The 25,517-nt window shown below is 75.6% G+C and carries 25 protein-coding genes; 13 read left to right on the plus strand and 12 right to left on the minus strand.

What is annotated here, in order from left to right:
• Window positions 1–22 precede the first annotated feature (22 nt).
• Window positions 23–502: a MarR family winged helix-turn-helix transcriptional regulator gene (locus KPF22_RS23130; protein ID WP_224403263.1), complete on the minus strand. Its 480-nt coding sequence runs from the start codon at window positions 500–502 to the stop codon at window positions 23–25.
• A gap of 85 nt (window positions 503–587) precedes the next feature.
• Between KPF22_RS23130 and KPF22_RS23135 the strand changes: the two genes are divergently transcribed.
• Window positions 588–1,919, plus strand: coding sequence for an MFS transporter (locus tag KPF22_RS23135; protein WP_179760795.1), 1,332 nt, complete (start codon window positions 588–590; stop codon window positions 1,917–1,919).
• 15 nt (window positions 1,920–1,934) lie between these two features.
• On the opposite strand, the gene KPF22_RS23140 is transcribed toward KPF22_RS23135, so the two are convergent.
• Complete coding sequence (locus tag KPF22_RS23140) at window positions 1,935–3,386, minus strand: DHA2 family efflux MFS transporter permease subunit (protein ID WP_224403264.1); 1,452 nt, start codon at window positions 3,384–3,386, stop codon at window positions 1,935–1,937.
• 151 nt (window positions 3,387–3,537) lie between these two features.
• On the opposite strand from KPF22_RS23140, the gene KPF22_RS23145 reads away from it, so the two are divergent.
• The 4 genes from KPF22_RS23145 (at window position 3,538) to KPF22_RS23160 (ending at window position 7,056) form a co-directional block, all read left to right on the plus strand.
• Complete coding sequence (locus KPF22_RS23145; protein ID WP_208822637.1) at window positions 3,538–4,707, plus strand: geranylgeranyl reductase family protein; 1,170 nt, start codon at window positions 3,538–3,540, stop codon at window positions 4,705–4,707.
• A 52-nt stretch (window positions 4,708–4,759) separates the two neighbouring features.
• Window positions 4,760–5,299: an isopentenyl-diphosphate Delta-isomerase gene (gene idi, locus KPF22_RS23150; RefSeq protein ID WP_208822636.1), complete on the plus strand. Its 540-nt coding sequence runs from the start codon at window positions 4,760–4,762 to the stop codon at window positions 5,297–5,299.
• A 24-nt stretch (window positions 5,300–5,323) separates the two neighbouring features.
• Complete coding sequence (locus KPF22_RS23155) at window positions 5,324–6,319, plus strand: small ribosomal subunit Rsm22 family protein (RefSeq protein WP_224403265.1); 996 nt, start codon at window positions 5,324–5,326, stop codon at window positions 6,317–6,319.
• A 164-nt stretch (window positions 6,320–6,483) separates the two neighbouring features.
• Window positions 6,484–7,056: a hypothetical protein gene (locus KPF22_RS23160; protein ID WP_208822635.1), complete on the plus strand. Its 573-nt coding sequence runs from the start codon at window positions 6,484–6,486 to the stop codon at window positions 7,054–7,056.
• Window positions 7,057–7,072: 16 nt separating this feature from the next.
• On the opposite strand, the gene KPF22_RS23165 is transcribed toward KPF22_RS23160, so the two are convergent.
• Window positions 7,073–8,074, minus strand: a complete 1,002-nt coding sequence (locus KPF22_RS23165; RefSeq protein WP_208822634.1) for a GTP-binding protein — start codon at window positions 8,072–8,074, stop codon at window positions 7,073–7,075.
• Between the two features lie 98 nt (window positions 8,075–8,172).
• Between KPF22_RS23165 and KPF22_RS23170 the strand changes: the two genes are divergently transcribed.
• The gene (locus KPF22_RS23170) at window positions 8,173–9,195 is read left to right on the plus strand and encodes a carbohydrate kinase (RefSeq protein WP_224403266.1); all 1,023 of its coding nucleotides are present in this window, start codon (window positions 8,173–8,175) and stop codon (window positions 9,193–9,195) included.
• A gap of 3 nt (window positions 9,196–9,198) precedes the next feature.
• On the opposite strand, the gene KPF22_RS23175 is transcribed toward KPF22_RS23170, so the two are convergent.
• On the minus strand, window positions 9,199–10,308 hold the full coding sequence (locus tag KPF22_RS23175) for a glycoside hydrolase family 16 protein (RefSeq protein ID WP_224403267.1): 1,110 nt from the start codon (window positions 10,306–10,308) through the stop codon (window positions 9,199–9,201).
• Window positions 10,309–10,656: 348 nt separating this feature from the next.
• On the opposite strand from KPF22_RS23175, the gene KPF22_RS23180 reads away from it, so the two are divergent.
• Window positions 10,657–11,058 (plus strand): cupin domain-containing protein, encoded by a 402-nt coding sequence (locus KPF22_RS23180; protein ID WP_224403268.1) that lies wholly within the window; start codon window positions 10,657–10,659, stop codon window positions 11,056–11,058.
• A 128-nt stretch (window positions 11,059–11,186) separates the two neighbouring features.
• Here KPF22_RS23180 and KPF22_RS23185 read toward each other — a convergent pair whose 3' ends face one another.
• Genes KPF22_RS23185 through KPF22_RS23200 form a run of 4 tightly spaced genes read right to left on the minus strand, consistent with a single transcriptional unit; the run spans window position 11,187 to window position 16,360 of the window.
• Entirely contained in the window at window positions 11,187–12,221 is a 1,035-nt protein-coding gene (locus KPF22_RS23185) for a PHP domain-containing protein (protein WP_224403269.1), read from the minus strand.
• 10 nt (window positions 12,222–12,231) lie between these two features.
• On the minus strand, window positions 12,232–13,818 hold the full coding sequence (locus KPF22_RS23190) for a CHAD domain-containing protein (RefSeq protein ID WP_224403270.1): 1,587 nt from the start codon (window positions 13,816–13,818) through the stop codon (window positions 12,232–12,234).
• Between the two features lie 60 nt (window positions 13,819–13,878).
• Window positions 13,879–15,366 carry an FAD-binding oxidoreductase gene (locus tag KPF22_RS23195; protein ID WP_224403271.1) on the minus strand — a complete coding sequence of 496 codons (1,488 nt, stop codon included), beginning with the start codon at window positions 15,364–15,366 and terminating at the stop codon, window positions 13,879–13,881.
• Between the two features lie 40 nt (window positions 15,367–15,406).
• On the minus strand, window positions 15,407–16,360 hold the full coding sequence (locus KPF22_RS23200; protein WP_224403272.1) for an FAD-dependent oxidoreductase: 954 nt from the start codon (window positions 16,358–16,360) through the stop codon (window positions 15,407–15,409).
• A 73-nt stretch (window positions 16,361–16,433) separates the two neighbouring features.
• On the opposite strand from KPF22_RS23200, the gene KPF22_RS23205 reads away from it, so the two are divergent.
• A complete protein-coding gene (locus tag KPF22_RS23205; RefSeq protein ID WP_305080362.1) occupies window positions 16,434–17,045 on the plus strand; it encodes an MSMEG_1061 family FMN-dependent PPOX-type flavoprotein in 612 nt (203 codons plus the stop codon).
• On the opposite strand, the gene KPF22_RS23210 is transcribed toward KPF22_RS23205, so the two are convergent.
• Window positions 17,032–18,003 (minus strand): o-succinylbenzoate synthase, encoded by a 972-nt coding sequence (locus tag KPF22_RS23210; protein ID WP_224403273.1) that lies wholly within the window; start codon window positions 18,001–18,003, stop codon window positions 17,032–17,034. The genes KPF22_RS23205 and KPF22_RS23210 overlap by 14 nt on opposite strands.
• Before the next feature lie 50 nt (window positions 18,004–18,053).
• On the opposite strand from KPF22_RS23210, the gene KPF22_RS23215 reads away from it, so the two are divergent.
• From KPF22_RS23215 to KPF22_RS23230, 4 genes are read left to right on the plus strand one after another with little or no spacing between them, the layout of a single operon-like run.
• Window positions 18,054–18,659, plus strand: a complete 606-nt coding sequence (locus KPF22_RS23215) for a TetR/AcrR family transcriptional regulator (RefSeq protein WP_224403274.1) — start codon at window positions 18,054–18,056, stop codon at window positions 18,657–18,659.
• Window positions 18,660–18,685: 26 nt separating this feature from the next.
• A complete protein-coding gene (locus KPF22_RS23220) occupies window positions 18,686–19,447 on the plus strand; it encodes a siderophore-interacting protein (RefSeq protein ID WP_224403275.1) in 762 nt (253 codons plus the stop codon).
• A 52-nt stretch (window positions 19,448–19,499) separates the two neighbouring features.
• A complete protein-coding gene (locus KPF22_RS23225) occupies window positions 19,500–20,240 on the plus strand; it encodes a response regulator transcription factor (RefSeq protein ID WP_062400865.1) in 741 nt (246 codons plus the stop codon).
• 4 nt (window positions 20,241–20,244) lie between these two features.
• Window positions 20,245–21,747, plus strand: a complete 1,503-nt coding sequence (locus KPF22_RS23230) for a cell wall metabolism sensor histidine kinase WalK (protein ID WP_224403276.1) — start codon at window positions 20,245–20,247, stop codon at window positions 21,745–21,747.
• On the opposite strand, the gene KPF22_RS23235 is transcribed toward KPF22_RS23230, so the two are convergent.
• From KPF22_RS23235 to KPF22_RS23245, 3 genes are all read right to left on the minus strand, one after another.
• Window positions 21,736–22,530 (minus strand): MerR family transcriptional regulator, encoded by a 795-nt coding sequence (locus KPF22_RS23235; RefSeq protein WP_224403277.1) that lies wholly within the window; start codon window positions 22,528–22,530, stop codon window positions 21,736–21,738. The genes KPF22_RS23230 and KPF22_RS23235 overlap by 12 nt on opposite strands.
• Before the next feature lie 354 nt (window positions 22,531–22,884).
• On the minus strand, window positions 22,885–23,424 hold the full coding sequence (speG, locus tag KPF22_RS23240; RefSeq protein ID WP_224403278.1) for a spermidine N1-acetyltransferase: 540 nt from the start codon (window positions 23,422–23,424) through the stop codon (window positions 22,885–22,887).
• Between the two features lie 62 nt (window positions 23,425–23,486).
• Window positions 23,487–23,687: a hypothetical protein gene (locus tag KPF22_RS23245; RefSeq protein ID WP_062400862.1), complete on the minus strand. Its 201-nt coding sequence runs from the start codon at window positions 23,685–23,687 to the stop codon at window positions 23,487–23,489.
• Window positions 23,688–23,852: 165 nt separating this feature from the next.
• Between KPF22_RS23245 and KPF22_RS23250 the strand changes: the two genes are divergently transcribed.
• Complete coding sequence (locus KPF22_RS23250) at window positions 23,853–25,511, plus strand: AMP-binding protein (protein ID WP_224403279.1); 1,659 nt, start codon at window positions 23,853–23,855, stop codon at window positions 25,509–25,511.
• Window positions 25,512–25,517: the final 6 nt, after the last annotated feature.

The raw sequence follows: 25,517 nt of genomic DNA on the forward strand, positions 1-25,517 counted from the left end.
TAGCAAGGTGCTTGCCATGGGGTCAAGCATCGCCGTCCGGTGGGATCCCGTCGCGACCGGCCAGCGCGGCGAGGCACCGTTCGAGGGCGTCGGCGAACACCTCGGCCTGCTCGGGCTCCAGCGCGTCGAGCATCCGGCGCTCGACGACCCCGGCCGCGGCGTGGCAGCGGGCCAGCGTCGCGTCGCCGTGCGGGGTGAGCCAGACCTGCAGGATCCTGCGGTTGTCCGGGTCCGGCCGGCGCTCGACGATCCCGTCGCGCTCCATCGCGGCGACGAGCTGCTGCATCGCCTGCGGAGTCACGAAGTGCCGTCGCGCGAGCTGCGCCGAGGACAGCCCGCCGCGGCGCTCCAGCACGCTGAGCGCGGTGTACTGGGCCAGCGTCACGCCCAGCGGGCGCAGCGCCTCCTCCATCCGGGCCCGCTCGGCCATCTGCAGGCGCTTGACCAGGTAGGTCAGTCGCTGTCCCCGCGTCCCCGTCGGTACCGACGCCGCATCCGTCACGTGTGCGATCCTAACGATCGTGGCGCTGATCACAAGTAACTTGCTATAAAGCTGCTTTCCATCTCACGGAAGGCAGGGAGCTGCGATGACGCACCCCCGGTTCTCCTCGACCCAGCGCCGGCGCGCGGTCCTGTCGAGCTACCTCGGCAGCCTGATCGAGTACTACGACTTCCTGCTGTACGCGACGGCCTCGGCCGTCGTGTTCAACGCGGTCTTCTTCTCCGACCTCGACCCGCTGGTCGGCACCGTCGCCGCCTTCGGCACGCTGGCCACCGGCTACCTGGCCCGCCCGCTCGGCGGGATCGTGTTCGGCCACTTCGGGGACCGGGTCGGGCGCAAGAGGATGCTGGTCATCAGCATGGTGCTGATGGGGGTGGCGAGCACCCTGATCGGCCTGCTCCCGACCTACGCGCAGGTCGGCGCGCTGGCCCCGGTGCTGCTGATCGTGCTGCGGGTCGTGCAGGGCGTCGCGGTCGGCGGGGAGTGGGGCGGCGCGGTCCTGATGTCGGCCGAGCACGCGTCGTCGCGGCGGGGCCTGTGGGCGAGCTTCACGAACGCCGGCGCGCCGAGCGGCATGGTGCTGTCGACGCTGGTGCTGGCGCTGTCGGCGTCGCTGACCGGGGACGCGTTCCTCACCTGGGGCTGGCGGATCCCGTTCCTGCTGAGCGTGGTGCTGCTGGGCATCGGCCTGTTCGTCCGGCTCTCGGTCACCGAGACCCCGGTGTTCGCCGCGGCGGCCGCCGCACAGCCGACGACGCCGGCCCGCGCCCCGCTGCTGGAGGTGCTGTCCCGGCCGCGCAACCTGCTGCTCGCCGTCGGCGTGGGGTTCGGGGCCTTCGTCGCGCAGGGGACGCTCACCACGTTCCTGATCTCCTACGCCGTCGGTGCCGGGTTCGAACGACAGACCGTGCTGAACGCGCTGACGCTGTCCTCGCTGGTCGCCATCGTGGGGATCATCGGCTTCTCCGCGCTGTCGGACCGGGTCGGACGACGGCCGGTCGTCCTGGGCGGGGCGGTCGCCACCGGGCTGTGGTGCGTCGCGATCTTCCCGATGATCGACACCGGCTCGGCGGTGCTGCTCACCCTGGCCGTGGTGGTCGGGCAGGGCGTGACGCACGCGGCCTGGTTCGGGCCGTCCGCGGCGCTGTACTCGGAGATGTTCTCCACCGGCTCGCGCTACACCGGGGCCTCGCTGGGCTACCAGATCTCCGGGATGGGCGCGGGCCTCTCGCCGGTGCTGTTCGCGTCGCTGCAGGCCGCCGGGTTCGGCACCGGGACGCTGTCGGCGGTGATCGGGGTGCTGGCGCTGGTCTCGGTCGGGTCGGTGCTCGCCCTGCGCGAGACCTCCCGCGACGGGCTGGACGACCCGGACGTCCCCGCCCCCGCCGGCACCACCGGGAGGACCGCGACCCGCTGACCCGGCGGACGGGCCTCAGGCCCGGGCGTCCTGCGGGGCCGCGGTGGGTGCCGGCAGGCGGGACGCGGCCACCGCGACGACCACGGTCACCAGGGACACGCCCGCCGCGACCAGGAAGGCCGCGTGCACCCCGGCCGCGTCGACGCCGGCGCCGGCCGAGGCGAGCGTCATCACGGTGATGAACAGTGCCGTCCCCGCCGCGCCCGCGACCTGCTGCAGCGTGGTGAGGATGGCGCTGCCGTGCGAGTACAGCTCGCCGGACAGCGAGCCGAGCGCGTCGGTCATCAGCGGCGTGAACATCAGCGCCAGCGCCGCGGACAGGCCCACGTGCAGCACCACGACCAGCCAGATCGGCGTCGCCGCGGCCAGGGTGGTGAACCCCCACATCACGATCGCGAGCAGCACCGAGCCGGGCAGCACCAGCGGACGGGCGCCGACCCGGTCGTAGGCCCGGCCGACGAACGGGCCCAGCAACCCCATCACGAGCCCGCCCGGCAGCACCACCAGACCGGCGACGAACGCGCTGTCGCCCAGCACCTCCTGGATGTAGAGCGGCAGCAGGATGATCGCGCCGAACAGCGACATGAACCCGGTCGCGACGAGCACCAGCGACAGCGAGTACCGGCGGACCGCGAACGGGCGCAGGTCCAGCAGCGGAGCCGTGCCGGTGCCGCGCTGCAGCCGGACCTGGCGGTGCACGAACACCGCCAGCGCCGCCGCCCCGAGCACCAGCGGCACCCACGGCGGCACCGCGGTGTGCGCGCCCCCGGCGGCGGACTCCCCGATCGCGGACAGCCCGTAGACGATCCCGGAGAACGCGACCGCCGAGATCAGGACCGAGACGACGTCGAGCGGGGCCCGCGTGGTCTCCGCGGCCACCCGCAGCCGCAGCGCCCCCGCGACCAGGGCGACCAGCGCGATCGGCAGCACGATCCAGAACATCCAGCGCCAGCCCAGCGCGGAGAGGATCACCCCGGACAGCGTCGGGCCGACCGCGGGCGCCACCGCGATGACGATCGAGATCGTCCCCATCGTCTGCCCGCGGCGGCTCGCCGGGACCAGGCGCAGGATCGTCGTCATGAGCAGCGGGATCATCACCGCCGTGCCGGTGGCCTGCACGACCCGTCCGGCCAGCAGGAACCCGAACGCCGGCGCGACCGCGCACAGCAGCGTGCCGGTGCTGAACAGGCCCATCGAGGCGAGGTAGACCGACCGCGGCGGGAACCGCCCCAGCAGGTAGCCGGTGATCGGGATGACCACGGCCATCGTCAGCAGGAACCCACTGGTCAGCCACTGCGCGGTGGCCGGGGTGACCCGCAGGTCGGCGATCAGCGCGGGCAGCGCCACGCTCATGATCGTCTCGTTGAGGATCATCACGAACGCCGAGCCGACGAGCAGCGAGATGATCAGCAGGGCTCCGGCGGGCAGCCGCTCGGCGTCGCGGCCGGCGGGCGGCTCGGTGGTCACAGCGTGCTCCTCGGTACGTGACGGACGCGCCCACCCGCGGCGCCGGCACACGGCGCGGCCGGACGAGGGGGTGGCGGTGTGCGAGTGCACCACGGCCGGGCGGGCGGTGGCGAGCCGTTTCCGCCCGGGCGCGGAGGGGGACAATGGCGCCATGTCCACCTACGACGTCGTCGTGGTCGGGGCCGGTCCCGCCGGCTGCGCCGCGGCACTCAACGTGCTGCGGCTGCGACCGTCGGCGTCGGTGCTCCTGCTCGACGCCGCGGCCTTCCCCCGCGACAAGACCTGCGGCGACGGCGTCGCGGCCGAGGTGTTCGACCTGCTCGACGAGCTGGGTGCCACCGGGGTCCGGGCCCTCGGCGTCGCGGCACCGCGGCTGCGCCTGCGCACCCCCCAGGGCCGGGTGGCGCACCGCACCGCACCCCGGCCGAACCGGGTGGTCACGCGGCTGGAGCTGGACGCGGCGCTGGTCGACGCGGCCGTCGCCGCCGGTGCGCAGCTGCGCCGCCACCGGGTCCGCACCGTCGTCCCGCACGGGGACCGGGTGCTGCTCGACGACGACGTCGTCGCGAGGGTCGTGATCGGCGCCGACGGGGCCCACTCGGTGGTCCGCCGCGCGCTCGGCGCTCCGGGCGTGCCGCCGTCGTCGACGGCGGTGGCGATCCGCGGGTACACCCCGGTCGCCGCCGAACCGGGGACGCTGTCGATCGAGTACGCCGGCGGCGCCGTCCCGGCCTACGCCTGGTCGTTCCCGATCGCGGGCGGCGGCGCGAACGTCGGCTACGGTGTGTTCGACGAGCGCGGCGCGGGGAACCGGGCGTCGCTGCTGGAGCGGCTCGCCGCGCTGCTGCCCGGCCAGGAACCGGACCCGTCGACGCTGCGCGCGCACCACCTGCCGCTGTCCACCGCGCCCCGGTTCCAGCCCGACGGCCGGGTGCTGCTGGCCGGCGACGCCGCGGCGAAGGTGAACCCGCTGACCGGCGAGGGGATCTTCGACGCCGTCGCCTCCGGGATCCTCGCCGGGCGCAGCGCGCTGCGCGGCGACGACGCGGGCGCCGCCCACCGCGCCGCCATGGAGCGGACCTTCGCCCGCCACCACCGCCACGTCGGGACGCTCGCCCGGCTGGCCGCGCGTCCCGCGTTCCTCGACGCCGCGATCGGCGCCGCCGCCCGGAGCCGGCGGGTGTTCGACTGCGCGGTCGGGCTGGGGCTGGCGCGGGGCACGGTCTCCCCCGCCGCACTCGCGGTCGTCGCCGCGCACCTGCCGGGTGCCGCGCTCGGCGGCGCGGCCCGGCGCCGCGCAGCCGCCCGTTCCGGGGTGTGAGCCGGTACCGGCCGACGGGCCGCGGCCGCCGGGCTCCGGTAGACAGGACGGCATGGAACAGGTCGTGCTGCTGGACGACGACGGCAACCCGGTCGGCGTCGCGGACAAGGCCACCGTGCACGGTGCGAGCACCCCGCGGCACCTGGCGTTCTCCTGCTACGGCGTCGACGACGCCGGTCGGCTGCTGGTGACCCGGCGTGCCCGCACCAAGACCGCCTTCCCGCTGGTCTGGACCAACACCTGCTGCGGGCACCCCGCCCCCGGCGAGGACATGGCCGACGCGGTGCGTCGCAGGCTGGCCGACGAGCTGGGCATCCGCGCGACCGAGCTGCGGATGGTGCTGCCGGACTTCAGCTACCGCGCGTCGCAGGACGGGATCGAGGAGAACGAGCTCTGCCCGGTGTTCGTCGCCCGGATCAGCGGCGAGCCCGAGCCGCGCCCCGACGAGGTCGAGGACGTGGCCTGGTGGAGCTGGGCGCGCTTCCGCGCCGCCGCCGACGACCCGGCCTCCGGGCTGTCGCCGTGGGCGCGGATGCAGGCCCCGCTGCTCGACGTGCTGGCCGACCCGCTGCTGGTCGGCGCCCGGGGCTGAGCCCGGGACTGGTGGAATGGGCGGGTGGTCCCCGACCTGTCCCCCGACCTGTCCGGCGCGCTCGGCGCCGCTCTCGACGACGCGCTCGACCGGGTCCCCGCCGCGCGGCTCGCGCCGGTGGTCGACCGGCTGATCCGCGACTACCGCAGCGGCACCGTGCCCACCGCGCCGATCCTGCGCACCGACGACGACGCGGCGGCCTACGCCGCGTACCGGATGCCCGCGACGCACGCGGCGGTCGTCGACGTGCTGGAGCGGGCCGCCGCGCGGGTGCCGGAGCCGGTGTCGCTGCTCGACCTCGGCGGGGGGACCGGTGCCGCGGTGTGGGCCGCGGCGCAGGTGTGGCCGTCGCTGGGGCGGGCCACGGTGCTGGAGGCCGCGGCGCCGGCCCGGGCGCTGGGGCGCAGGCTCGCGGCCGGGGCTCCGTCCGCGCTGCTGCGCGGCGCCCGCTGGGAGACCGCGGTGCTCGGCACCGCCCCGGCGCTGCCGGACACCGACCTGCTGACCGCCTGCTACCTGCTCGGGGAGCTGCCGGTGCCGGTGCGCGACGCCGTCGTCGACGCCGCCGCCCGGGCCGCGCGGGTGGTCGTGCTCGTCGAGCCGGGGACGCCGGCCGGGCACGCGCGCATCCTCGACGCCCGTGCCCGGCTGCTCGCCGCGGGCCTGACCGTCGCCGCGCCCTGCCCGCACGACGGCGCCTGCCCGGTGACCGGTGACGACTGGTGCCACTTCGCCGTGCGCGTCGGGCGCAGCTCGCGCCACCGGGTGCTGAAGGCCGGCTCGCTGGGCCACGAGGACGAGAAGTTCTCCTACGTCGTCGCCGTGCGTGACGACGAGGGCGCCGTCGGCCGGGCCCCGGGCCGGGTGGTCCGGCACCCGCACACACGCAAGGGACTGGTCACGCTGCGTGTCTGCGAGGCGGACGGGACGCTGCGGGACACCCCCGTCCCGCGCAGTCGCACGGAGCTGTTCCGGCACGCCCGTGACACCGCGTGGGGCGACGCCTGGCCACCCGGGTGAGCGCTCCGGGTTGCTCGCAAGCGAGGGAGGCGAACATCACAGACCGGACGCGCCGAGGAACGTTGTGAATCTGTAACACCGACCGGCATCGTGGGCGACTGACCGGGCGAGACGGCCATCAGGTGGGCCGCGAGCAGCAGCATTCTCACAGATCGAGCACGACCATGAACGACTTCGTCACCGGCGCCCCCGCCGACCGCCTGCCCACCCTCGTCCGCACCCGTACCGGATACCGCGTCTACGACCCGGCCCTGATCGCCGGCACCGACTACGTCGTCGACGACGCGGGCGACCTCGTCTACACGAAGCTCCCGGCCGGGGCGATGACCGGCACCGCCGTCGTCGCCGCCGCCGTGGTGGCGCTCACCGTGGGTGAGAACAGCTGGTCCTGGTCGGCGCTGGCGTTCCTCGTCTGCCTGCCCGTCGCGCTGGGACTGGCGATCGGGGTGCTCTCGGTCATCCACGCGGTCACCGACCCGGTCCGGGCCTACCGCGCCCGCACCGGGCACACCCGGTTCGCCCGCGACATCGCCGCGACCGACGCCGCCTCCTGGCAGCTCTGCGCGCGCGCCGAGCGGCTCGCGGCGACGCCGTCGTGGCAGGCGGGACGGATCGACCCGACCCGCACCCTCGGTGTCCTGCTGTGGACCGCCGTGACCGGTGGGGAGGCGTGGGCCGCCGACGCGCTGACCCAGCTGGCCGAGCCGGCGACGGGCCCGGACCTCACCTCGGTCTGAGCCCTCCCCGGGGTCGTCAGGTCGCGTAGCGGGCGACCGGGAGCAGGGCGTCGACGTCGCGGCGGTCGGTGTCGGTCGCGACGCAGGCCCGCAGCGACCGGTGCAGCGCGTCGGAGTCCAGCCCGGTCCCGATCAGGACCAGGGTGGTGCGGCGGGGCTCGTCGGGGTCCCACCGGCTCCGGCGGAACCGCACGTACCGGCCGACGGTGTGCAGGTCCCAGCGTTCCCGGTCCGGGGCGGCGGCGAAGCGCACCGAGCCCTTGATCCGGTACAGCCCGGACGGCCGGGCGTCGAGGAGGTCCTGCAGGCGGGCGGCGTCGAGCGGCTCGTCGCACAGGAACGTCAGGCTCTGGTAGCCGGCGTGCAGGTGGTGGGAGTGCGGCTCGTCGACGCGCTCGCCCAGCATCAGCTGGCGGCCCGGCACGATCTCGATGTCGAACAGCAGCGCCGGGTCCACCGCGCCGTCGCGGACCGGGACGATCGGGGCCCGCGGGTTCGCCTCGCGGCACAGCCGCCGGACCCGCCACAGCGGCCCCGGCCCCACCCGGTCGATCTTGTTCAGGACCACGAGGTCGGCCATGCCGACGTGCTTGTCGAGCTGGGGGTGGCGGCGCCGCGAGTCCTCGAACTCCGCGGCGTCGACGACCTCGACGAGCCCGCCGAAGCTCAGGTGCTGGCCCAGCGCGTCGAGCACGAGCTGGACCAGCGTGCCGGGCTCGGCGATGCCGCTGGCCTCGATGACGACGACGTCGATCTCGTCGCGGCGGCGGGTCAGCTTCTCCAGCACCGAGGAGACGCCACCCTCACCGACCTCGCAGCACAGGCAGCCGTTGCCGAGCCCGACGACGTCGCCGGCCTGACCGGCCACGCGCATCGCGTCGATGCCGACCGACCCGAAGTCGTTGACGACCACGCCGATCCGCGCGTCCCCGCCCGCGGCGAGGAGGTGGTTCAGCAGTGTCGTCTTGCCGGCTCCGAGGAATCCGGCCAGCACCACGACCGGGATCTTCCGGGGCATCCGTCATGCCTACCACGTGCGTGTCGACGCACCGTGACGTGGTCGTGACCCGTCACGGACCTGTCCGGGGACCCCGATCGGACCACTACAGTGCGGCCATGCCCGACACAGCTGCCGGACGCCCGCCACGCGGAGTGATCGCCGTCGCCGGAGAAGCCCTCGTCGACATCGTCCCCGTGACCGCGCAGCGGGAAGCGCAGGCGGACCGCGCATCGACACAGCAGTACTGGGAGCTCGCGCCCGGCGGCAGCCCCGCGAACGTCGCGGTCGGGCTGTCCCGTCTCGACGTGCCGGCCCGGATGCTGGCCCGGCTCGCCGACGACCTGCTCGGGCGCAAGCTGCGCGACCATCTCGCGGACAACGGCGTCGACCTGTCGCACTCGGTCGAGGCGGACGAGCCGTCGTCGCTGGCGATCGTGGAGCTGGCCGCCGACGGGCAGGCGTCCTACGACTTCCGGATCGCGGGCACCGCGGACTGGCAGTGGACCGACGACGAGCTCGCCGGTGCCCTCGACGAGGGCCCGGCCGGCCCGGTCGTCGCCGTCCACTCCGGATCGCTGGCGCTGACCACCGCGCCCGGTCACGACGCGCTGCGCGAGCTGCTCGCCTCCGCTGTGGACACCGCGACGGTGAGCTACGACCCCAACTTCCGGCCGCTGCTGATGGGTACGCCGGAGGAGATCCTGCCCGGCGTGCACGAGCTGCTCGGCGTGGCCGACGTGGTGAAGGTCAGTGAGGAGGATCTGGGCTGGTTGCACCCGGGCCGCGAGCCCGGCGACGTCGTCGGCGAGTGGCTCGAGCTCGGTCCGGCGGTCGTCGTGGTCACCCTCGGGGCGAACGGGGTGCTGGCCGGGACGTCGTCGGGGCTGCACCTGGTGCTGCCCGGCCGCGCCGTCGAGGTCGTCGACACCGTCGGTGCCGGGGACAGCTTCTCCGCGGCGCTGCTCGCCGGTCTGCACCGGCGCGGGCTGCTCGGTGCGACCGCCCGCGACGACCTCTACCGCATCGACCGGCCGACGCTGGAGGCCGTGCTGACCGAGGCCGTCGCGGCGTCGGCGATCACCTGCTCGCGGCACGGCGCGAACCCGCCCACCCGCGCGGAGCTCGACGCCGCGGTCTGAGCCTCAGCGGTGCTCGCGGGCGAGCATCGCGGTCTGCGCCTGCTGCTCGGGCTCCGACAGCTCGCGCGGCTTCCGGTCGGGGAAGTCGCGGGGCTGCCCGGTCGCGGCCGAGCCGGGCGGCAGGCTCAGCGTGGCCACGGTGCTCTGCGGCAGCGCCCACTGCCGGGCCCAGTCCATGTGCATCGCGGTGGGACCGCCGGCGTTGCCGAAGTAGTCCAGCTGCATGGTCATGTTCATCGGGCGCGGCGGGAACTGGTCGGTGTCGGTGTTGGAGTACCACTCCTTCCCGTTCACGTACGCGGTGATCTTCTCCGGGGTCCATTCCAGCGCGTAGGCCGACCACTGCGTCGAGTCGTGCTTCACCGACCCGTAGTCCTGGTCGTTGCCCGGTCCGTAGTGGAGGAAGAAGCTGGTCTTCTGGCGGGAGTCGTCCATGATCTCCATCCAGTCGACCTCTCCGCCGACCGGGAAGTCCTCGGCCACCGGCCAGAGCAGCAGCAGGGCGTTGATCCCGCCCCGGCCCTCGTCCGACTTCACGCAGGCCTCCCACCGGCCGTAGCGCTGGCCGGGGTGCCAGCTGACGGCGCCGGTGTTGCCGTCGGCGTCGGCGGAGATGGTCATCGCCCCGTCGGCGACGGTGACCGCCTCCGGGGTGCGGGTGCCCTTCTTGTTGTGGCCGGGCTCGGGACCGTAGGGGTGCCAGTCCGGCGGGACCGTGGTGCCGTCGAAGTCGGACTCGCGGGCGGGCGCGCCCCAGCCGAGCTCCTGCGCCGCGGTCTCGGTGCAGTGCGACGACGCCGGGGGCGCGGCGGGGTCGGCCGGGGTCGCCTTCGCCGTCCCGCCGACCGGGCCGCCTCCCGGGGTCGCGGTGCCCGCGGCCGGGCCGGTCGGGTCTCCGCCGGCCGGGCCGGCCGGGTCTCCGCCGGCCGGGGCGGTGGGGGCGGGCGCGGCCGCGCCGCTGTCGTCCCGCGGGGGCACCGGGTCGTCGGCGACGGTCCGGGTCACGGCGGCCGCCGGAGCCGCGGGTGCCGCCGACGCACCGGCCGTCGTGACCGCCGACAGCGCGAGCGTCGCGGCGAGCACCGCCACCGTCGTCCTGGTCCTGGTCCGCACCGTGGATCACTCCCGTCACTCGGTCACCTGCGGTCCCATCTCACGTGCGCTGGGTGAGGAGCACCAGTCGAACCACCCGTCCGGGGAGCGCGCGGACGGGTGGGATGCGGTCGCCTGTGGACGGACGGTGATCCTCCTGCGGGTACCGGTGACGTCGGGTGACCGGCCGGTGCGCGACGGCGGGTGTGGCACCCGTCGCCGCGCGGGGCGCCCCGGGGACGGAGGTGTCGCACCCCGGCGGGGGCTCCCGCACCCGCCGCGACGGGTGCGGCGACCGCGCCAGGGGTGCGACGCGCCCCGGGGTGGGGACCGGGGACGGACCGCGCGTCCGCCTGCCACAGTGGCGGCGTGGCTCGCCCCGACCTCGCCGTCGCGCTGGACCTCGCCCCGCACCCGGAGGGTGGCTGGTACCGGCGGACCTGGACCTCACCGGTCGTCGTCGCGACCCCGTACGGTCCACGCCCCTCGGCGACGGCGATCCTCTACCTCTTCGACGCCCCCGGCCGGTGGCACCGCGTCCGGTCCACCGAGCTGTGGTGCCGGCACTCGGGCCCCGAGGCCGACCTGGTCCTCGGTGGTGACGGGCCGGACCCCGTCCCCGGCGCCCGGTTGCGCCTCGGGCCGGTCGGCCCGCAGCAGGAGGTCCCGGCCGGGGTGTGGCAGCGGGCGGAGCCGGCGGGGCCGGGGGCGGTCCTGGTCAGCTGCGTCGTCTCACCCGGCTTCGACGTCGCCGACTTCGAGTTGCGCTGACCCGGGCGCCCGGGTGTCCGCCGGCGCAGCGGGCCGGCGGCGCGGCCCTCACCGGCGCAGCGGCTCAGCGGCAGGGCGGCGCGGCAGGGCGGCAGCGCGGCACGGCGGCAGCGCAGAGACGCAGCGGGTCAGCGGCGCAGCAGGCCCGCGAGGTCGCGGGTGTTGCGGATCCGCTCCGGGTCCACCCCGCAGGCGACGGCGCGGGCGCAGCCGTGGTCGAGCCAGTCGAGCTGCCCGGGGGCGTGCGCGTCGGTGTCGATCGTGAACTCGCACCCGGCCTCGACGGCCAGGCGCAGCAGCCGCTTGGGCGGGTCGAGGCGCTCGGGCCGGGCGTTGATCTCCACGGCGACGCCGTGTTCCGCGCAGGCGGCGAAGACGGCGTCGGCGTCGAACTCGGACTCCGGGCGCGTGCGGCGGCCGGTGACCATCCGGCCCGTGCAGTGCCCGAGCACGTCGACGTGCGGGTTCGCGACGGCGGTGAGCATCCGCTCGGTCATCTCGTCGCGGGGCATCCGCAGCTTCGAGTGCACGCTGGCCACCACCACGTCGAGCGAGGCGAGCAGGTCCTCGGACTGGTCGAGGGCGCCGTCGTCGAGGATGTCCACCTCGATGCCGGTGAGCACCCGGAAGTCCGACCCGGACGCGGTGATCCGCTCGTTGAGCCGCGCGATCTGCTCGACCTGGCGGCGCAGCCGGTCCGCGGACAGCCCGTTCGCGACGGTCAGGCGCGGTGAGTGGTCGGTGACGACGAGGTAGTCGTGGCCCAGCCCGATCGCGGTCTCGGCCATCTCGGCGAGCGGGGAGCCGCCGTCGGAGGCGTCGGTGTGGCTGTGGCAGTCCCCGCGCAGACCCTCGCGCAGCCGCAGCGCCGCCTCGGCCAGGGGCACCCCGGTGGCGTCGGCGCGGGCGACGGCGTCCTCCAGCCGTCGCAGGTAGACCGGTTCCTCCCCGGCGACGGACTCCCCCACGCAGCGCGCGGTCACCTCGCCGACGCCCTTCAGGTCCGTGAGGGCGCCCGAGGCGTGCAGCCGGGCCAGCTCCTCGGCGTCGCGACCGCGCAGCGCGGCGGCCGCGGTCCGGAACGCGCGCACCCGGTAGGTCGACTCCTGGGCGCGTTCGAGGAGGAACGCGATCCGGCGGAGGTCGGCGACGGCGTCTCTCACCCCGCGCAGGCTAGCGGCGCATCCACCGGCGGGCGCGCCGCGTCCACGCCGTCTCCCACACCGTGGGCAGCCTGCGCTCCAGGTCGAGCATCGTCGCGGTGTCCCGGCCGTGCAGCACACCGAAGGTGAACCCGTTGTCCCGCTCGGCGCCGGCGCGGGCCCCGAGCGTCCGCAGGGTCTCCCGGGAGACGACGGCGTCCTGGTGCTCGCCGAGCACGTCAGAGACCTTCTTGAGCCTCTTCGCGAACGTCCGCGCGTCCTTCCCCACACTGGGCCGGGCGACCTCGGTGGCGTAGCGGAGCTGCTTGCCGGTCTTGCGGGCGTCGTGCAGCGAGTCGGGGGCGACCTGACCGGCGTCGAGGTCGGCCAGCGCGCGTTCCATCCGCCGCTCCAGCTTGCGGGCCGTGCGGCCCACCATCGCGGGGAGGACGGTGATCGCGGGCTTGCGGGCCCGGCGCGACAGCGGCGGGTCGGCGAGCAGCCGGCGCAGCGCGCCCTGCAGCGCGGCGTAGCGCTCCCCGTCGACGACGTCGAGCACCGCCGCCCCGGTCTCGGCGCGGGTGCGGGCGAAGTGCCGGGTGACGGCGGCCCGCACCGGTCCCAGCAGCAGCTCCGGCTCCAGTGCGGTCAGCCGGGCGTTCAGGCGCTCCTCCTGGACCTCGGCGTCGCGCTCACCGGCCAGCGCCCGGCCCAGCCAGCGCAGCTCGGCGACCAGGTGCGCGGCCCGCGGGCCCTCCAGGAGCCCCGCGTAGGTGCGCAGCGCGCTCCGCATCCGGCGGGCGGCGATGCGCATCTGGTGCACCGCGTCCGGGCGGTCGGCGCGCAGGTCCTGCTCGCGCGCGGCGAGCGCGTCGACCTGGTCCCCGAGGTAGCGCAGCAGCAGCGCACCGGCGCTGCCCCTGCGCCCGGTCCGCCGCGGCGGGTCGACGGGCGCCGCCTCGGCCAGCAGCGCGGTGAGCCGGGCGTACCCGCCGCGCGGGGCACGGACGAGGCCGGTGGTGCGCAGGGCGTCGTCGAGCTGCTGCAGCAGGGCGGTCCCGGCCGTCCCCGGTTCGACGACGGCCTCGGTCCAGCTCTCGACGGTCGCGGACCCGCCCAGCGTCGCGACGTCGACCTGCTCGCGGGTCAGGGTGGCCAGGTCGCGCCCGGCGTCGTCGCGCAGCCTGCTGACGGCGCGGGTGACGTGCACCCGACCCACCGGCACCAGCGGCGCGTCGCCGCGGACCCGGCGGACGAACGCGTCGATGCCGTCGGGGACCGACCGGTCGGCGACGCCCTCCACCTCGCTGCCGGACAGCGGGACGCGCAGGTCGTCGTCGGGACCGGCGTCGGGCAGCCGCAGCACCCAGGCCGAGCCGGGCGCCACCACCGAGGCCCGGTCGGGCACCACGTGCTCGACGACGAGCTCGATGCCCGCGGAGAACAGCCGCAGGTCGGCGGTGTCGAGGCGTTCGACCTCGCGGACCTCGGCCGCCACCACCGGCACCACCTCGTGCACGCCGTCCACGCCGGACAGCCGCGGCGCGCCGGTGTGCGCCGGACCCCGGTAGGTCAGGGCGAGCGCGGACGGGACCAGGGCCGGGTCGGTCGTACTCATCCTCCGGGGTTCCCCGGCGCGGGGACGATCACGCGCGGCCATCCGGGCGATACGGCCGGTTCAGACGGCCTTGCCCGGGTTCAGGATGCCGTCCGGGTCCAGGGCCGCCTTCACCGCCCGCTGCAGGGCGAGCACCTCCGGGCCGAGCTCGCGCTCCATCCCGTCGCGCTTGAGCAGGCCGACGCCGTGCTCGCCGGTGACCGTCCCGCCCAGCTCGACGGCCGCGCCGATGATCTCGTCGAACGCGGCGCGGGTGCGGTCCCGGGCGTCCGGGTCGTCGTGCGGGGTGAGCATCAGCGGGTGCAGGTTCCCGTCGCCGGCGTGCGCGACGGTCGCGATCCGGACCCCGCGGCGACGGCCGATGTCCTCGATCCGGGCGAGCATCTCGGCCATCCGTGGCCGGGGGACGCAGACGTCCTCGGTCAGCATCCCCATCCCGAGCTGCTCCAGCGCCGGGTAGGCCATCCGGCGGGCGGCGAACAGCGCCTCGGACTCGGTCTCGTCGGTCGAGGCCATCGCCTCGGTCGCCCCGTGCGCGGTGAACGCGGCCAGGATCGCCTCGGCCTCGGCCTGTGCGGCGGGCTCGGGCAGGTCGGTCTGGGCGATGAGCAGCGCCGCGGCACCGGTCGGCAGGCCCGCGTTGCGCCACGCGTTGACCGCGGCCAGGCACTCCCGGTCGACCAGCTCGAACACCGCGGGCTGCAGCCCCTGCTCGGTGACGGCGGCGACCGCGGCCCCGCAGTCGGCGAGGGAGTCGAAGAACCCGACGACGGTGCGCGGCGCGGCCGGGCGGGCCGGGCGCAGCTTCACGGTGATCTCGGTGATGATGCCGAGCGTCCCCTCCGAGCCGACCATCAGCCCGGCGAGGTCGTAGCCGACGACTCCCTTCGCGGTGCGCCGCCCGACCCGCACGACCTCACCGGCGGCGGTGACGACCTCGAGGGCGAGCACGTAGTCGCGGGTGACGCCGTACTTGACGCAGCACAGCCCGCCCGCGTTGGTCGCGACGTTGCCGCCGATCGTCGACCAGGGCGCCGACGCCGGGTCCGGCGGGTACCAGAGGCCCTGCTCCGCGCAGGCGGCCCGCAGGTCGTCGTTGACCACCCCCGGTTCGACGACGGCGAGCCTCTCCCCCGCCGAGATCTCGCGGATCGCGGTCATCCGTTCCAGGCTGACCAGGACACAGCCGTCGACCGCGTTCGCCCCGCCGGACAGCCCGGTGCCCGCACCCCGCGCGACGACCGGGACCCGGTGGGCCGCACAGGCCCGCACGGTCGCGGCGACGTCGGCGGTGGTCCGTGCCCGCACCACGCAGAGCGGCGTGCCGTACTCGGCCCACTCGGCCTCGTCGTGGACGTAGGGGCGCACGACGTCGGGGTCGGTGAGGACCCGGTCGGCGTCGAGCGCGGCGGCCAGCTCGGCGAGCACCGCGCGCCCGGCGGCGTCCGGGCCGGCGGCGTCGAGCTCCGCGGGCGCGGTGGACCCGCCGAACGGCCGCCCCTCCGGTTCGACGACGACGGGGGCGGCAGCGGTGGCGCGGTCGGGCATGCCCACGACGGTAGGTCGCCGACGCCGACGCGGCCAGGGATCAGCGACCCAGGCGTCCCGCGAGCTCCCCGGCCAGCTCCAGCCCGGACAGCCAGGCCGTCTGCACCCGGGACCGGCCCCAGCCGTCCCCGGCCAGGGCGACGCCGTCGTCGTCGAGGTGGAAGGGCTGCTCCCGCGTACCGGCGGGGGCGGCGAAGCGCCAGCGGTGCACGTGCGTCCAGTCCGGCTCCGCGGTGATGCCCAGCAGCTCCCGGACGGCGGCGGTCATCGCGGGCACCGCGCCGGCGGGGTCGGCGTCGTGGGCGCGGGCGAGATCGCCGGTGGAGTGCGCGACGAGCACCGGGGCGTCGTCGCCGCGGCGGTCGCCGTCGTCGGCGACGAGGGACAGGACGGGGTGGTCGTTGACGAACGCCGCGGGCAGCCGCGGCCAGTCCCGCGCGGCGAACCCGGCGGTCAGGGCGAGCACCGGGTTCCACTCCCGCCCGGCGACCGCGGCGCCCGCGGGGGTGTCCGGGTCGAGCAGCCGGGCGGCCTGCGGGTCGGGCATCGCCAGCACGACGGCGTCGGCGCGCTCGCCGTCGACGGTCGGGCCGTCCGGGCCGGGGCGGACCCGCTCGACGGTGCGGCCGGTGCGGACGACGAGGTCACGGGCGGTGTCGGTGACCAGCGACCGCAGCCCGGCCGGCGCCGCGAACCGCAGCGGGCCCGGGTTGTCCGCGCCCCGGCCGGTGCCGTCGAACACCGCGAGGGTGTCGGTCCACCCGCGGACCAGGCCGTCGTCGCGCCAGCGGCGGACGCGGGCGTCGAACCGGTCGTCGGAGACGGTGAAGTAGGCGGCACCGATGTCGGCGGGACGGCCGTCGTGGCGGTGCACCGCGAGCCGTCCCCCGGCTCCGCGGGCCCGCTCGAACACCGTCACGTCCACGCCGCGGGCGGCCAGCTCCGCGGCGCAGGTCACCCCGGCGATGCCGGCCCCGATCACGATCACGCCCACACCGGGACCCTAGGCGGGGGTCGCCCCGGCAGCACGTCCACGGTTAGGGTGACCTAACAACGAGGGGGATGCGATGGAACACGTGACCGACGAGGCCAGGCTCCGGGAGATCATCGGCGAGGTGCCCGCGTTCATCCGGGACAAGGCGCGCGACCGGGTCGACCCGGTGACCGCGGAGTTCCTGGCCGCGGCGCCGTTCTCCCTGCTGGCGACGACCGGGCCGGACGGCGTCGACGTCTCGCCCCGGGGCGACCCGGCGGGCTGTCTGCTGGTCCTCGACGAGCACACGATCGCCTTCGCCGACCGCAAGGGGAACCGCAGGCTCGACTCGATGCGCAACATCCTGCACGACCCCCGGGTCGGGATGATCGTCGTCGTGCCGGGGTCGAACGACACCGTGCGGATCAACGGGCGGGCCCGGATCGTGTACCGGCCGGACTTCGCCGACCGGCTCACCGTGAAGGGCTCGACGCCCGAGGTGGCGATCGTCGTCGAGATCGACGAGCTGTTCCTGCACTGCGCGAAGGCGTTCCTGCGCTCGGCGCTGTGGGACACGGCGACCTGGCCGGGCACGGGCGCGGTGCCCAGCGCCGGGAAGCTGGTGAAGGGCCAGTACCGGGTGCCCGGGCCGGCGCGGGCGATCGACGCGGCGCTGCGCCGCGACGGGCGGGTCAACCAGTACTGACCCGGCCGGCGCCGGTGGCCGCGTCGAGCAGGGCGGCGACGCGGTCGTGCCGGTCGCGCCACCAGGCGGCGCGGTCCGGGGCGGCGGCGACCGCGACCCGGTGCACCGGCTCGGGCGCGACCCGCGGCACGGGCAGGAAGCCCCGCTGCGGGGCGAGCGGCTCGGCGACGACGTCGGCGGCCAGCAGCGAGACCGTCCCGAGCCCGCAGGCGTGGTGCAGCTCCGGCAGCGCCCCGGCCAGCGCGAGTCCGGCGGCGAGCCCGACGCTCGACTCCACCGCCGAGGACACGACGACCGGCAGCCCGACCTCCTCGGCGATCCGCAGGGACCGGCGCACCCCGCCCAGCGGCGACACCTTCAGCACGACGACGTCGGCCGCCTCGGCCCGCACCACCCGCATCGGGTCCTCGGCGCGACGGATCGACTCGTCGGCGGCGATCGGCACGTCCACCTTCCGGCGGACGGCGGCGAGGTCCTCGACCTCCCAGCAGGGCTGCTCGACGTACTCCAGTCCCCCGGCGGCCCGGTCCAGCTCGCCGATCGCGGCGACGGCCGTGTCGACGTCCCAGGCGGCGTTGGCGTCCACCCGGACCAGCCCGGTGGGGCCGAGCGCGTCGCGGACGGCGGCGACGCGCTCGACGTCCCCGGACAACGGGGCACCGGCGTCGGCGACCTTGACCTTCGCGGTGGTGCAGCCGGAGGCGCGCACGATCCGCTGCGCGTGCTCGGGGCCGACGGCGGGCACGGTGCAGTTGACCGGCACGCGGTCGCGCACCGGCTGAGGCCAGCCCACCTCGGCCGCCTCGCGGGCCGCGGCCAGCCACGCGACGGCCTCGCGGTCGTCGTACTCAGGGAAGGGGCAGAACTCCCCCCAGCCGGCCGGGCCGGGCAGCAGGAGGCCCTCGCGCACGGTGATCCCGCGGAACCGGGTGGTCATCGGCAGGGAGTAGACGTCCATTCCCGCTCGCTTCCTACCGCCAGTAACTTACTGCGGGTAAAGTCTCCGACGTGACCGCGCAGACCGTACCCGGCCCCCGCCGCCGCGTGCCCAGGGCGGAGCGGGAGCGTCAGATCGTCGACGCGGCCGTCGCCGTCTTCGGCGAGCGGGGCTACGCCGAGGTCTCGATGGAGCAGGTCGCGGAGCGGGTCGGGGTCACCAAGCCGGTGCTCTACACCCACTTCGGGTCCAAGGAGGGCCTGCTGCTGGCCGCGATCGCGCGGGCCCGGTCCGAGCTGCTCGACGTCGTCGCGCAGGCGGCGGGGGCCGCGGAGTCGCCGGAGGCGATGCTGCGGGGCGGGACGCTGGCCTTCTTCCGCTACCTCGACCGGCGGGCGCCCGCCTGGCAGCTGTTCTGCTCCGAGGCCGGGGTCACCGACACCGCGCTGGAGGAGATCCGCGCCCAGCAGACCGACTTCACCGCCGCCCTGCTGGCCGCGCAGGTCCCCGGCACCGAACCGGCCCGGCTGACCGGCTGGGCGCAGGTGATCGTCGGGGCCTGCGAGCGGCTCGCCGTCTGGCGCGGCCAGGACGAGTCGGTCACCGCCGAGCAGGCCACCGAGTACCTGATGGACCTGGTCTGGACCGGCCTGGCGGGCCTCGGCCACCGGGCCTGAGTGCGCGTCCGGGACAATTCCCGGCCATGAGCACGACCGCACCACGCCTGCTGCAGGTGGCCCGCACCGAGCGGGTCACCCCCGGCATGGTCCGGGTGACCCTGACCGGCGAGGAGCTGGCCGGGTTCCCCGGGCACGGCCCGGACCGCCGGATCAAGATGTTCTTCCCGGTCGAGGGCCAGGAACGGCCCGCCGTCCCGCGCGCCTCGACCGGCGGACCGGTCTGGCCCGCCGGGGAGGCCCGCCCGGCGATCCGCACCTACACGGTGCGCCGCTTCGCCCCCGACGCCGGCGCCCACGGTGAGCTCGACGTCGACTTCGTCGTGCACGCCGGGCACGGCCCGGCCGCCGCCTGGGCCGTGTCGGCCGCTCCCGGGGACTGGGTCGGGGTGTCCGAGCCCGGCGGGCGCTGGGAGCCGGACCCGACCGCCGCGCACCACCTCGTGATCGGCGACGAGTCCGCGCTGCCGGCCATCGCGACCGTCTGCGAGACCCTCGCCGAGGCCGCCCCCGGGGTGTCGGTCCGGGTCGTCGCCGAGGTCGCCGACGCCGGCGAGGAGCAGACCCTGCCCGGCGACGCCGCCGTCACCTGGGTGCACCGGGGCGACGCCCCGGCGGGTGAGCCGCTGGTCGCGGCGGTGCGGGCCGCGCAGCTGCCGGGCGGGCGCGGCCAGGCGTGGCTGTCCGGGGAGTCCGCCGCGGTCAAGGAGCTGCGCGCGCACCTGCTCGGCGAGCGGGGGTTCGACCGGCGCGCCGTCTACGCCACGGGGTACTGGCGCGCCCGGTGAACCGACAGCGGGCGCACAGCCGTCGCACAGGTTCGTGCGGTGTGCTCCTAGCATGACCGAGGTGATGGACCGGGACGCCGACCCGCTGCGCCGCGCCGACGGCGGCCCGATCCGGGTGCTCGTGGTGGACGACGAGTCGACGCTGTCGGACCTGCTGTCGATGGCCCTGCGCTACGAGGGCTGGGAGGTCCGCGCCGCCGCCGACGGCATGTCCGCGGTGCGCCACGCCCGCGAGTTCCGCCCGGACGCGATCGTGCTGGACGTGATGCTGCCCGACGTCGACGGCTTCGAGGTGCTGCGCCGGGTCCGCGCCGACACCCCCGAGGTGCCGGTGCTGTTCCTGACCGCGCGCGACGCCGTCGAGGACCGGGTCGCGGGCCTCACCGCGGGCGGCGACGACTACGTCACCAAGCCGTTCTCGCTGGAGGAGCTGGTCGCGCGGCTGCGCGGGCTGCTGCGCCGCGCCGGGATGGCCGCCGCCCAGCGCTCCTCGGAGCTGGTCGTCGGCGACCTGGTGCTCGACGAGGACGCGCACGAGGTGTCGCGCGCCGGCGACCCGGTGGAGCTGACCGCGACCGAGTTCGAGCTGCTGCGCTACCTCATGCGCAACCCGCGCCGGGTGCTGTCGAAGGCCCAGATCCTCGACCGGGTGTGGAACTACGACTTCGGCGGCCAGTCCAACGTGGTCGAGCTCTACGTCTCCTACCTGCGCAAGAAGATCGACGCCGGGCGCCGGCCGATGATCCACACGGTGCGCGGCGCGGGCTACGTGCTGCGTCCCGCGGCGGAGTGACCCGGTGGTCGTCACCCGCGTCTCCGGCCGGGTCCGCTCGCTCCGGGCCCGGCTGGTCGTCACGGTGCTGCTGCTGTTCACGGTGGCCTGCGTGGCGATCGGCGTCGCGACGACGCTCTCGCTCGACCGCTACCTGTCCACCCGGCAGGACCACGAGCTGTCGTTCTCCCTGGAGGGCTTCGTCGCCCAGCAGACCGGGCGCGCCCCCGGGCGGCTGACCCAGGACGACGGCGACGGGACCGGCGCCCCGTCCGGGGACGGCGGCCGGCGCCCCGGCCCACCCGACGGGGTGTTCCTCGGTCCCGGGCCGAGCGCGAACGCGATCGGCGCGGTGTTCGACGACGGCCGTGTCGTCATGGCCCGGCTCGCCCAGCGCGGCGGCACCAGCACCGCGGTGTCCGGCGACGACCTCGGCGCGCTCCGGTCGGTGCCCGCCGACACCGCACCGCACGACGTCACCCTGTCCCTGGGCGACTACCGGGCGATCGGCTGGACCGAGGGGACGACGACCTACCTGATCGCCCAGCCGGACAACGCCGGTGCCACCGTGACCAGGCTCGTCGTCACCGAGCTCGTCGTGCTGGGCGGGGCGGTGGTGCTCGCGGGCATCGCGGCGGCCGTGCTGGTGCGCCGCGAGCTGCGCCCGCTCGAACGCGTCGCCGGCGTCGCCGCGCAGGTCGGGGACCTGCCGCTGGACCGGGGCGAGGTCCACCTCGCCTCCCGCGTCCCCGACCCCGACCCCCGCACCGAGGTCGGCCAGGTCGGCACCGCGCTCAACCACATGCTCGACAACGTCGAGGGCGCGCTCGCCGCACGCCAGGAGTCCGAGACCCGGCTGCGGCGCTTCGTCGCCGACGCCAGCCACGAGCTGCGCACCCCGCTGACGGCGATCCGCGGCTACGCCGAGCTGTCGCGCCGCGAGCGCGACCCGGTCCCGGAGCGGACCACGCACGCACTGGCCCGGATCAGCTCGCAGGCCGAACGCATGTCCACCCTGGTCGAGGACCTGCTGCTGCTCGCCCGGCTCGACGCGGGCCGCCCGCTGGAGCGCGCCGAGGTGGACCTCACCCGGCTGGTCCTCGACGCCGTCGGGGACGCCCACGTGGCGGGCCGCGACCACCGCTGGTTCCCGCAGCTGCCCGACGAGCCGGTCACGGTCACCGGCGACGCCCACCGGCTCGCCCAGGTGGTCACCAACCTGCTCGCGAACGCCCGCACCCACACCCCGCCCGGCACGACGGTCACCGTCTCCCTCGACCGGCCCGTCCCCGGCCGGGTCCGGTTGCGGGTCGCCGACGACGGCCCCGGCATCGCACCGGACGTGCTGCCGCGGGTGTTCGAGCGGTTCGCCCGCGGCGCGGAGGGACGCACCCGCGCCGGGAACGACACCCCCAGCACCGGGCTGGGCCTGGCGATCGTGGCCGCGGTCGTCGCCGCCCACGACGGGACGGTCGGGGTCGACAGCGCCCCCGGCCGGACGGTGTTCACCGTCGACCTACCGGTCTGAGTACGGCTCCGCGGCCCCGGGGTCGACGGGCGGGTCGGCCGGGGCGAGGTCGGTGGACAGCCGGCGGATGAAGTCGTCCATCGCCTGCTGCATCGTCTGGCGGAAGGCGCCGAGCAGCGACTGGGTGGCGACCGGCTGCAGGGCCTCGACCGCCGTGCGCAGGTCCGCGACGCCGCTGCGGGGCAGCCCGGCCGCGACGTGCGCCGCCCAGACCTGCTCCCGGAACAGCTCGACGAAGATCTCGGCGATCTCACGGGTGCGGGTCAGCAGCTCGTCGCCGACCTGCTGCACCGCCTCCGGGGCCAGACCGAGGGCGACGGCGTGCGCCCCGGACCGGACCATCGACGGGTTGAGCACGCGCAGCCGCCCCGGTCCGGTGCGCTCGATCATCCCGGAGGCGACCAGCTGCCCGACGAACTCGGGGGACGTCCGGGCGCCGGCCCACTCGGCCAGGTCCTCCTCGGCGATCTCGACCGGCTCCTCCGGCTGCCACGGGGCGAGCATGCCGCGGTAGAGGCGCAGCGCCTCCTCGGCGCTGCCGGAGGGGGTCTGGTTGATCAGCACACCGATCGCGGCGAGCGAGAACCCGCGCCGCTGCAGGCCGGCGATCAGCTCCAGCCGGGCCAGGTGGACGGGGCCGTACCAGGCGGTGCGCCCGCGCATCTCCCCCGGCTGCAGCAGCCCGCGGGACAGGTGGGCGCGCACGTTGCGGACGGTCATGCCGGCACGCGCGGCGAGCGTGTCGATCGGGAACTCATCCCCGGCCGTCGGCGTTCCGGACATCGGGGCGGATCCTACCCGGGGCAGCCGGGCGCGCACGGCGACGACGGGCGGGCCGCAACCACCCCGTGACCCGCGGCGACGACGGTAGCGGGCACTCACCCGACGATCAACGATGTCATCGGTTGCCCGATTCGCACCGCGACATCGCGCTGACACCGACCCACACCCGGTTCCTGCTGGTCATGGGCGCAGCGTAGCGGAACGTTGACACGAGTACGTGGCGGGATAGTACTGTTCATGGGTGTCGTCGTCATCATGGTCGACGCGCCCGACCCCGGTCGCATGCCCGCGACCGGTGCACGCCGGGCCGGCCGACGGGTCCCCCTCCCTGCCGGCCGGTCCGGTCCGGTCCGGTCAGCGCGGTCCGTCGACGGTGCGCCCGAGGTGCTCGCGCTGCAGCACCGCCATCCGGTACGCGTCGTGGTAGCGGCCGCTGGCGAAGTACTCCTCGCGCAGCTCGCCCTCGACGGCGAAACCGGTGCGTTCGTAGGCGCGCACGGCACGGGCGTTGTCGACGTCGACGACCAGGTACACCTTGTGCAGGTTCAGCACGCCGAAGGCGTGGTCGAGGGCCGCGGCGGTGGCGCGGGCGGCGAGACCCCGGCCCTGGAAGGCGGGGGCGACGATGATCTGGAACTCCGCGTTGCGGTGGATGTAGTCGATCTCCACCAGCTCGACCAGGCCGGCGCGCTCGCCCGCGCAGTCGATGATGAACCGCCGCTCGCGGTTGTCGTGCACGTGCCGGGCGAAGATCTCCTGCAGCTCGACGAGCGACTCGTAGGGCTCCTCGAACCAGTACGACATGATCCCGGAGTCGTTCGACAGCCCGTGGACGAACGGCAGGTCCTCGCGCTCGAGGGCGCGCAGCCGCATCTCGGGGGTGGGCGTACTCATGGGGCCTCCGCGGTCGGCGGACCCGGTGCCCGCCGACCCGGGAACCTACGAGGCCGGGGCGTTCAGCGCCCGGCGCGGGCCCGCTGCGGCGTGCAGGACGGACAGTCGCGCCACGGCAGGGCGCGCGCGTCGGCGGGCCGGGCCGCACCGCAGCGGCAGACACCGGCGAGGCCGCCGAACCCGGGCATCGACTTGGTCGGACGTCCCGCGCGGACCAGGGTGCGGCCGGAAGCGGACGTGCGTGTGGGCAGGTAGAGGCGCATCAGGATCCCCGACGGTCTGTGGTGGAGAGTGCGGCGACCTGTGGGTCACCGAAAGACACATCGTCTTCACCCTACGAAACATGACGGACATACTCAGTGACCTCTGACACAGATCACCGCACCGGACCCGGCGACCCGACGGGTGGCCCTGCCAGACTGCGCCGCATGGCTGGCTCCCCGCTGCTCCAGAACCTCTCCGGCACCGCCCGTACCGCCTACGAGCTGGGCAGCGGCACCGCCCGCGCCGCCGTGGCCCTGACCCGCTCGGGTGTCGTCCGCCCGCTCGGCCCCGGGAAGCTGTACGGGATGGGCCGGGCCCTGGTGCGCTACGGCAACAGCATCACCGCCGCGTTCGCCGTCGGAGCGGCCCGCCACCCGTACCGGCTCGCCGTCGTCGACGACGACGGGGTCACCACCTACGCCGAGCTGGAGGCCCGCACCGACAGCCTCGCGCTGGCGCTGCTCGACTCCGGTGCCGGGCCGGGCGCCCCGGTCGGCGTGCTGTGCCGCAACGCCCGCGCGCCGATCGAGGCGATGGTCGCGGCGGGCAAGGCGGGCGCCGACGTCGTGCTGGTGAACACCGGGCTCTCGGCCGAGCAGCTGCGCGGGGTGCAGGAGCAGCAGCAGCTGCACACCCTCGTCGCCGACCCGGACTTCCTCGACATCGTCCCGGACGGGCCGCGCGTCGTGCTGACCCGCACCCCGGACGGGCCGCGCCCCGCGGGCGACCGCGCGCTCGACGACCTCGAGGCGATGGTCGGGCGCGGCGGGCCGGGCGAGCTGCCGTTCAAGCCGGAGCCGTCCAAGCAGATCGTGCTGACCTCCGGCACCACCGGTACGCCGAAGGGCGCCAAGCGGCCGCACCCGTCGACCCTCGCCCCGGCGGCGTCGATCCTGTCGGCGATCCCGCTGCGCGCCGGTGAGCCGACGCACATCGCCGCGCCGCTGTTCCACACCTGGGGCAACGCGGGGTTGCTGCTCGCCTCGCTGCACGGCGCGACCGTCGTACTGCGTCGCAGGTTCACCCCCGAGGGGTTCCTCGACGCCGTGCGCGAGCGCCGGTGCACGACGGTGTTCGCGGTGCCGGTGATGCTCCAGCGCGTCCTGGAGTCCGAGGCCGAGGGCTGGGGCGACGCCGAGGGCCCGCGGATCGTGGCCGTCTCCGGGTCGGCGCTGCCCGGCGGGCAGGCCAACCGGTTCATGGACCGCTTCGGCGACTGCCTCTACAACCTCTACGGCTCCACCGAGGTCTCCTGGGTCTCGATCGCCGGACCGGAGGACCTGCGCGACGCCCCCGGCACCGCGGGCCGCGCCCCGGCCGGGACCACCCTGGTCATCCTCGACGACGACGACCGGCCCGCCGCGGCAGGCGTCGACGGCCGGGTGTTCGTGGGCAACGACCTGCCGTTCGAGGGCTACACCGGCGGCGAGGACGGCCTGGAGGAGCGCGACGGGCTGCTCGGGACCGGCGACGTGGGACACCTCGACGAGCAGGGACGGCTGTTCCTCACCGGCCGGGCCGACGACATGATCGTCTCGGGCGGGGAGAACCTGCACCCCGGCCCGGTCGAGGAGCTCGTCTCGGGGATGGACGGGGTGCGCGAGGCCTGCGTGCTCGGGGTGGACGACGACGAGTACGGCCAGCGGTTCGCCGCCTGGGTGGTGCTCGAGCCGGGAGCCGACGTCACCGCGGACGCGATCCGCAGCCGGGTGAAGTCCGACCTCGAGAAGTTCGCCGCCCCACGGGACGTGCACTTCCTGGACGAGCTGCCGCGCAACCAGACCGGCAAGGTCCTGCGCACGGAGCTCCCCGGCCGGGAGTGACCCGAC

The organism is Pseudonocardia sp. ICBG1034 (assembly GCF_020131375.1).
Lineage (GTDB): Bacteria > Actinomycetota > Actinomycetes > Mycobacteriales > Pseudonocardiaceae > Pseudonocardia > Pseudonocardia alni.

Coding starts and splice junctions, on each gene's coding strand:
- KPF22_RS23135 (WP_179760795.1), top strand. CDS start 588: ATGACGCACCCCCGGTTCTCCTCGACCCAGCGCCGGCGCGCGGTCCTG.
- KPF22_RS23145 (WP_208822637.1), top strand. CDS start 3,538: ATGTCCACCTACGACGTCGTCGTGGTCGGGGCCGGTCCCGCCGGCTGC.
- idi (WP_208822636.1), top strand. CDS start 4,760: ATGGAACAGGTCGTGCTGCTGGACGACGACGGCAACCCGGTCGGCGTC.
- KPF22_RS23160 (WP_208822635.1), top strand. CDS start 6,484: ATGAACGACTTCGTCACCGGCGCCCCCGCCGACCGCCTGCCCACCCTC.
- KPF22_RS23165 (WP_208822634.1), bottom strand. CDS start 8,074: ATGCCCCGGAAGATCCCGGTCGTGGTGCTGGCCGGATTCCTCGGAGCC.
- KPF22_RS23170 (WP_224403266.1), top strand. CDS start 8,173: ATGCCCGACACAGCTGCCGGACGCCCGCCACGCGGAGTGATCGCCGTC.
- KPF22_RS23190 (WP_224403270.1), bottom strand. CDS start 13,818: ATGAGTACGACCGACCCGGCCCTGGTCCCGTCCGCGCTCGCCCTGACC.
- KPF22_RS23195 (WP_224403271.1), bottom strand. CDS start 15,366: ATGCCCGACCGCGCCACCGCTGCCGCCCCCGTCGTCGTCGAACCGGAG.
- KPF22_RS23205 (WP_305080362.1), top strand. CDS start 16,434: ATGGAACACGTGACCGACGAGGCCAGGCTCCGGGAGATCATCGGCGAG.
- KPF22_RS23210 (WP_224403273.1), bottom strand. CDS start 18,003: ATGGACGTCTACTCCCTGCCGATGACCACCCGGTTCCGCGGGATCACC.
- KPF22_RS23220 (WP_224403275.1), top strand. CDS start 18,686: ATGAGCACGACCGCACCACGCCTGCTGCAGGTGGCCCGCACCGAGCGG.
- KPF22_RS23225 (WP_062400865.1), top strand. CDS start 19,500: ATGACCGAGGTGATGGACCGGGACGCCGACCCGCTGCGCCGCGCCGAC.
- KPF22_RS23235 (WP_224403277.1), bottom strand. CDS start 22,530: ATGTCCGGAACGCCGACGGCCGGGGATGAGTTCCCGATCGACACGCTC.
- speG (WP_224403278.1), bottom strand. CDS start 23,424: ATGAGTACGCCCACCCCCGAGATGCGGCTGCGCGCCCTCGAGCGCGAG.
- KPF22_RS23245 (WP_062400862.1), bottom strand. CDS start 23,687: ATGCGCCTCTACCTGCCCACACGCACGTCCGCTTCCGGCCGCACCCTG.
- KPF22_RS23250 (WP_224403279.1), top strand. CDS start 23,853: ATGGCTGGCTCCCCGCTGCTCCAGAACCTCTCCGGCACCGCCCGTACC.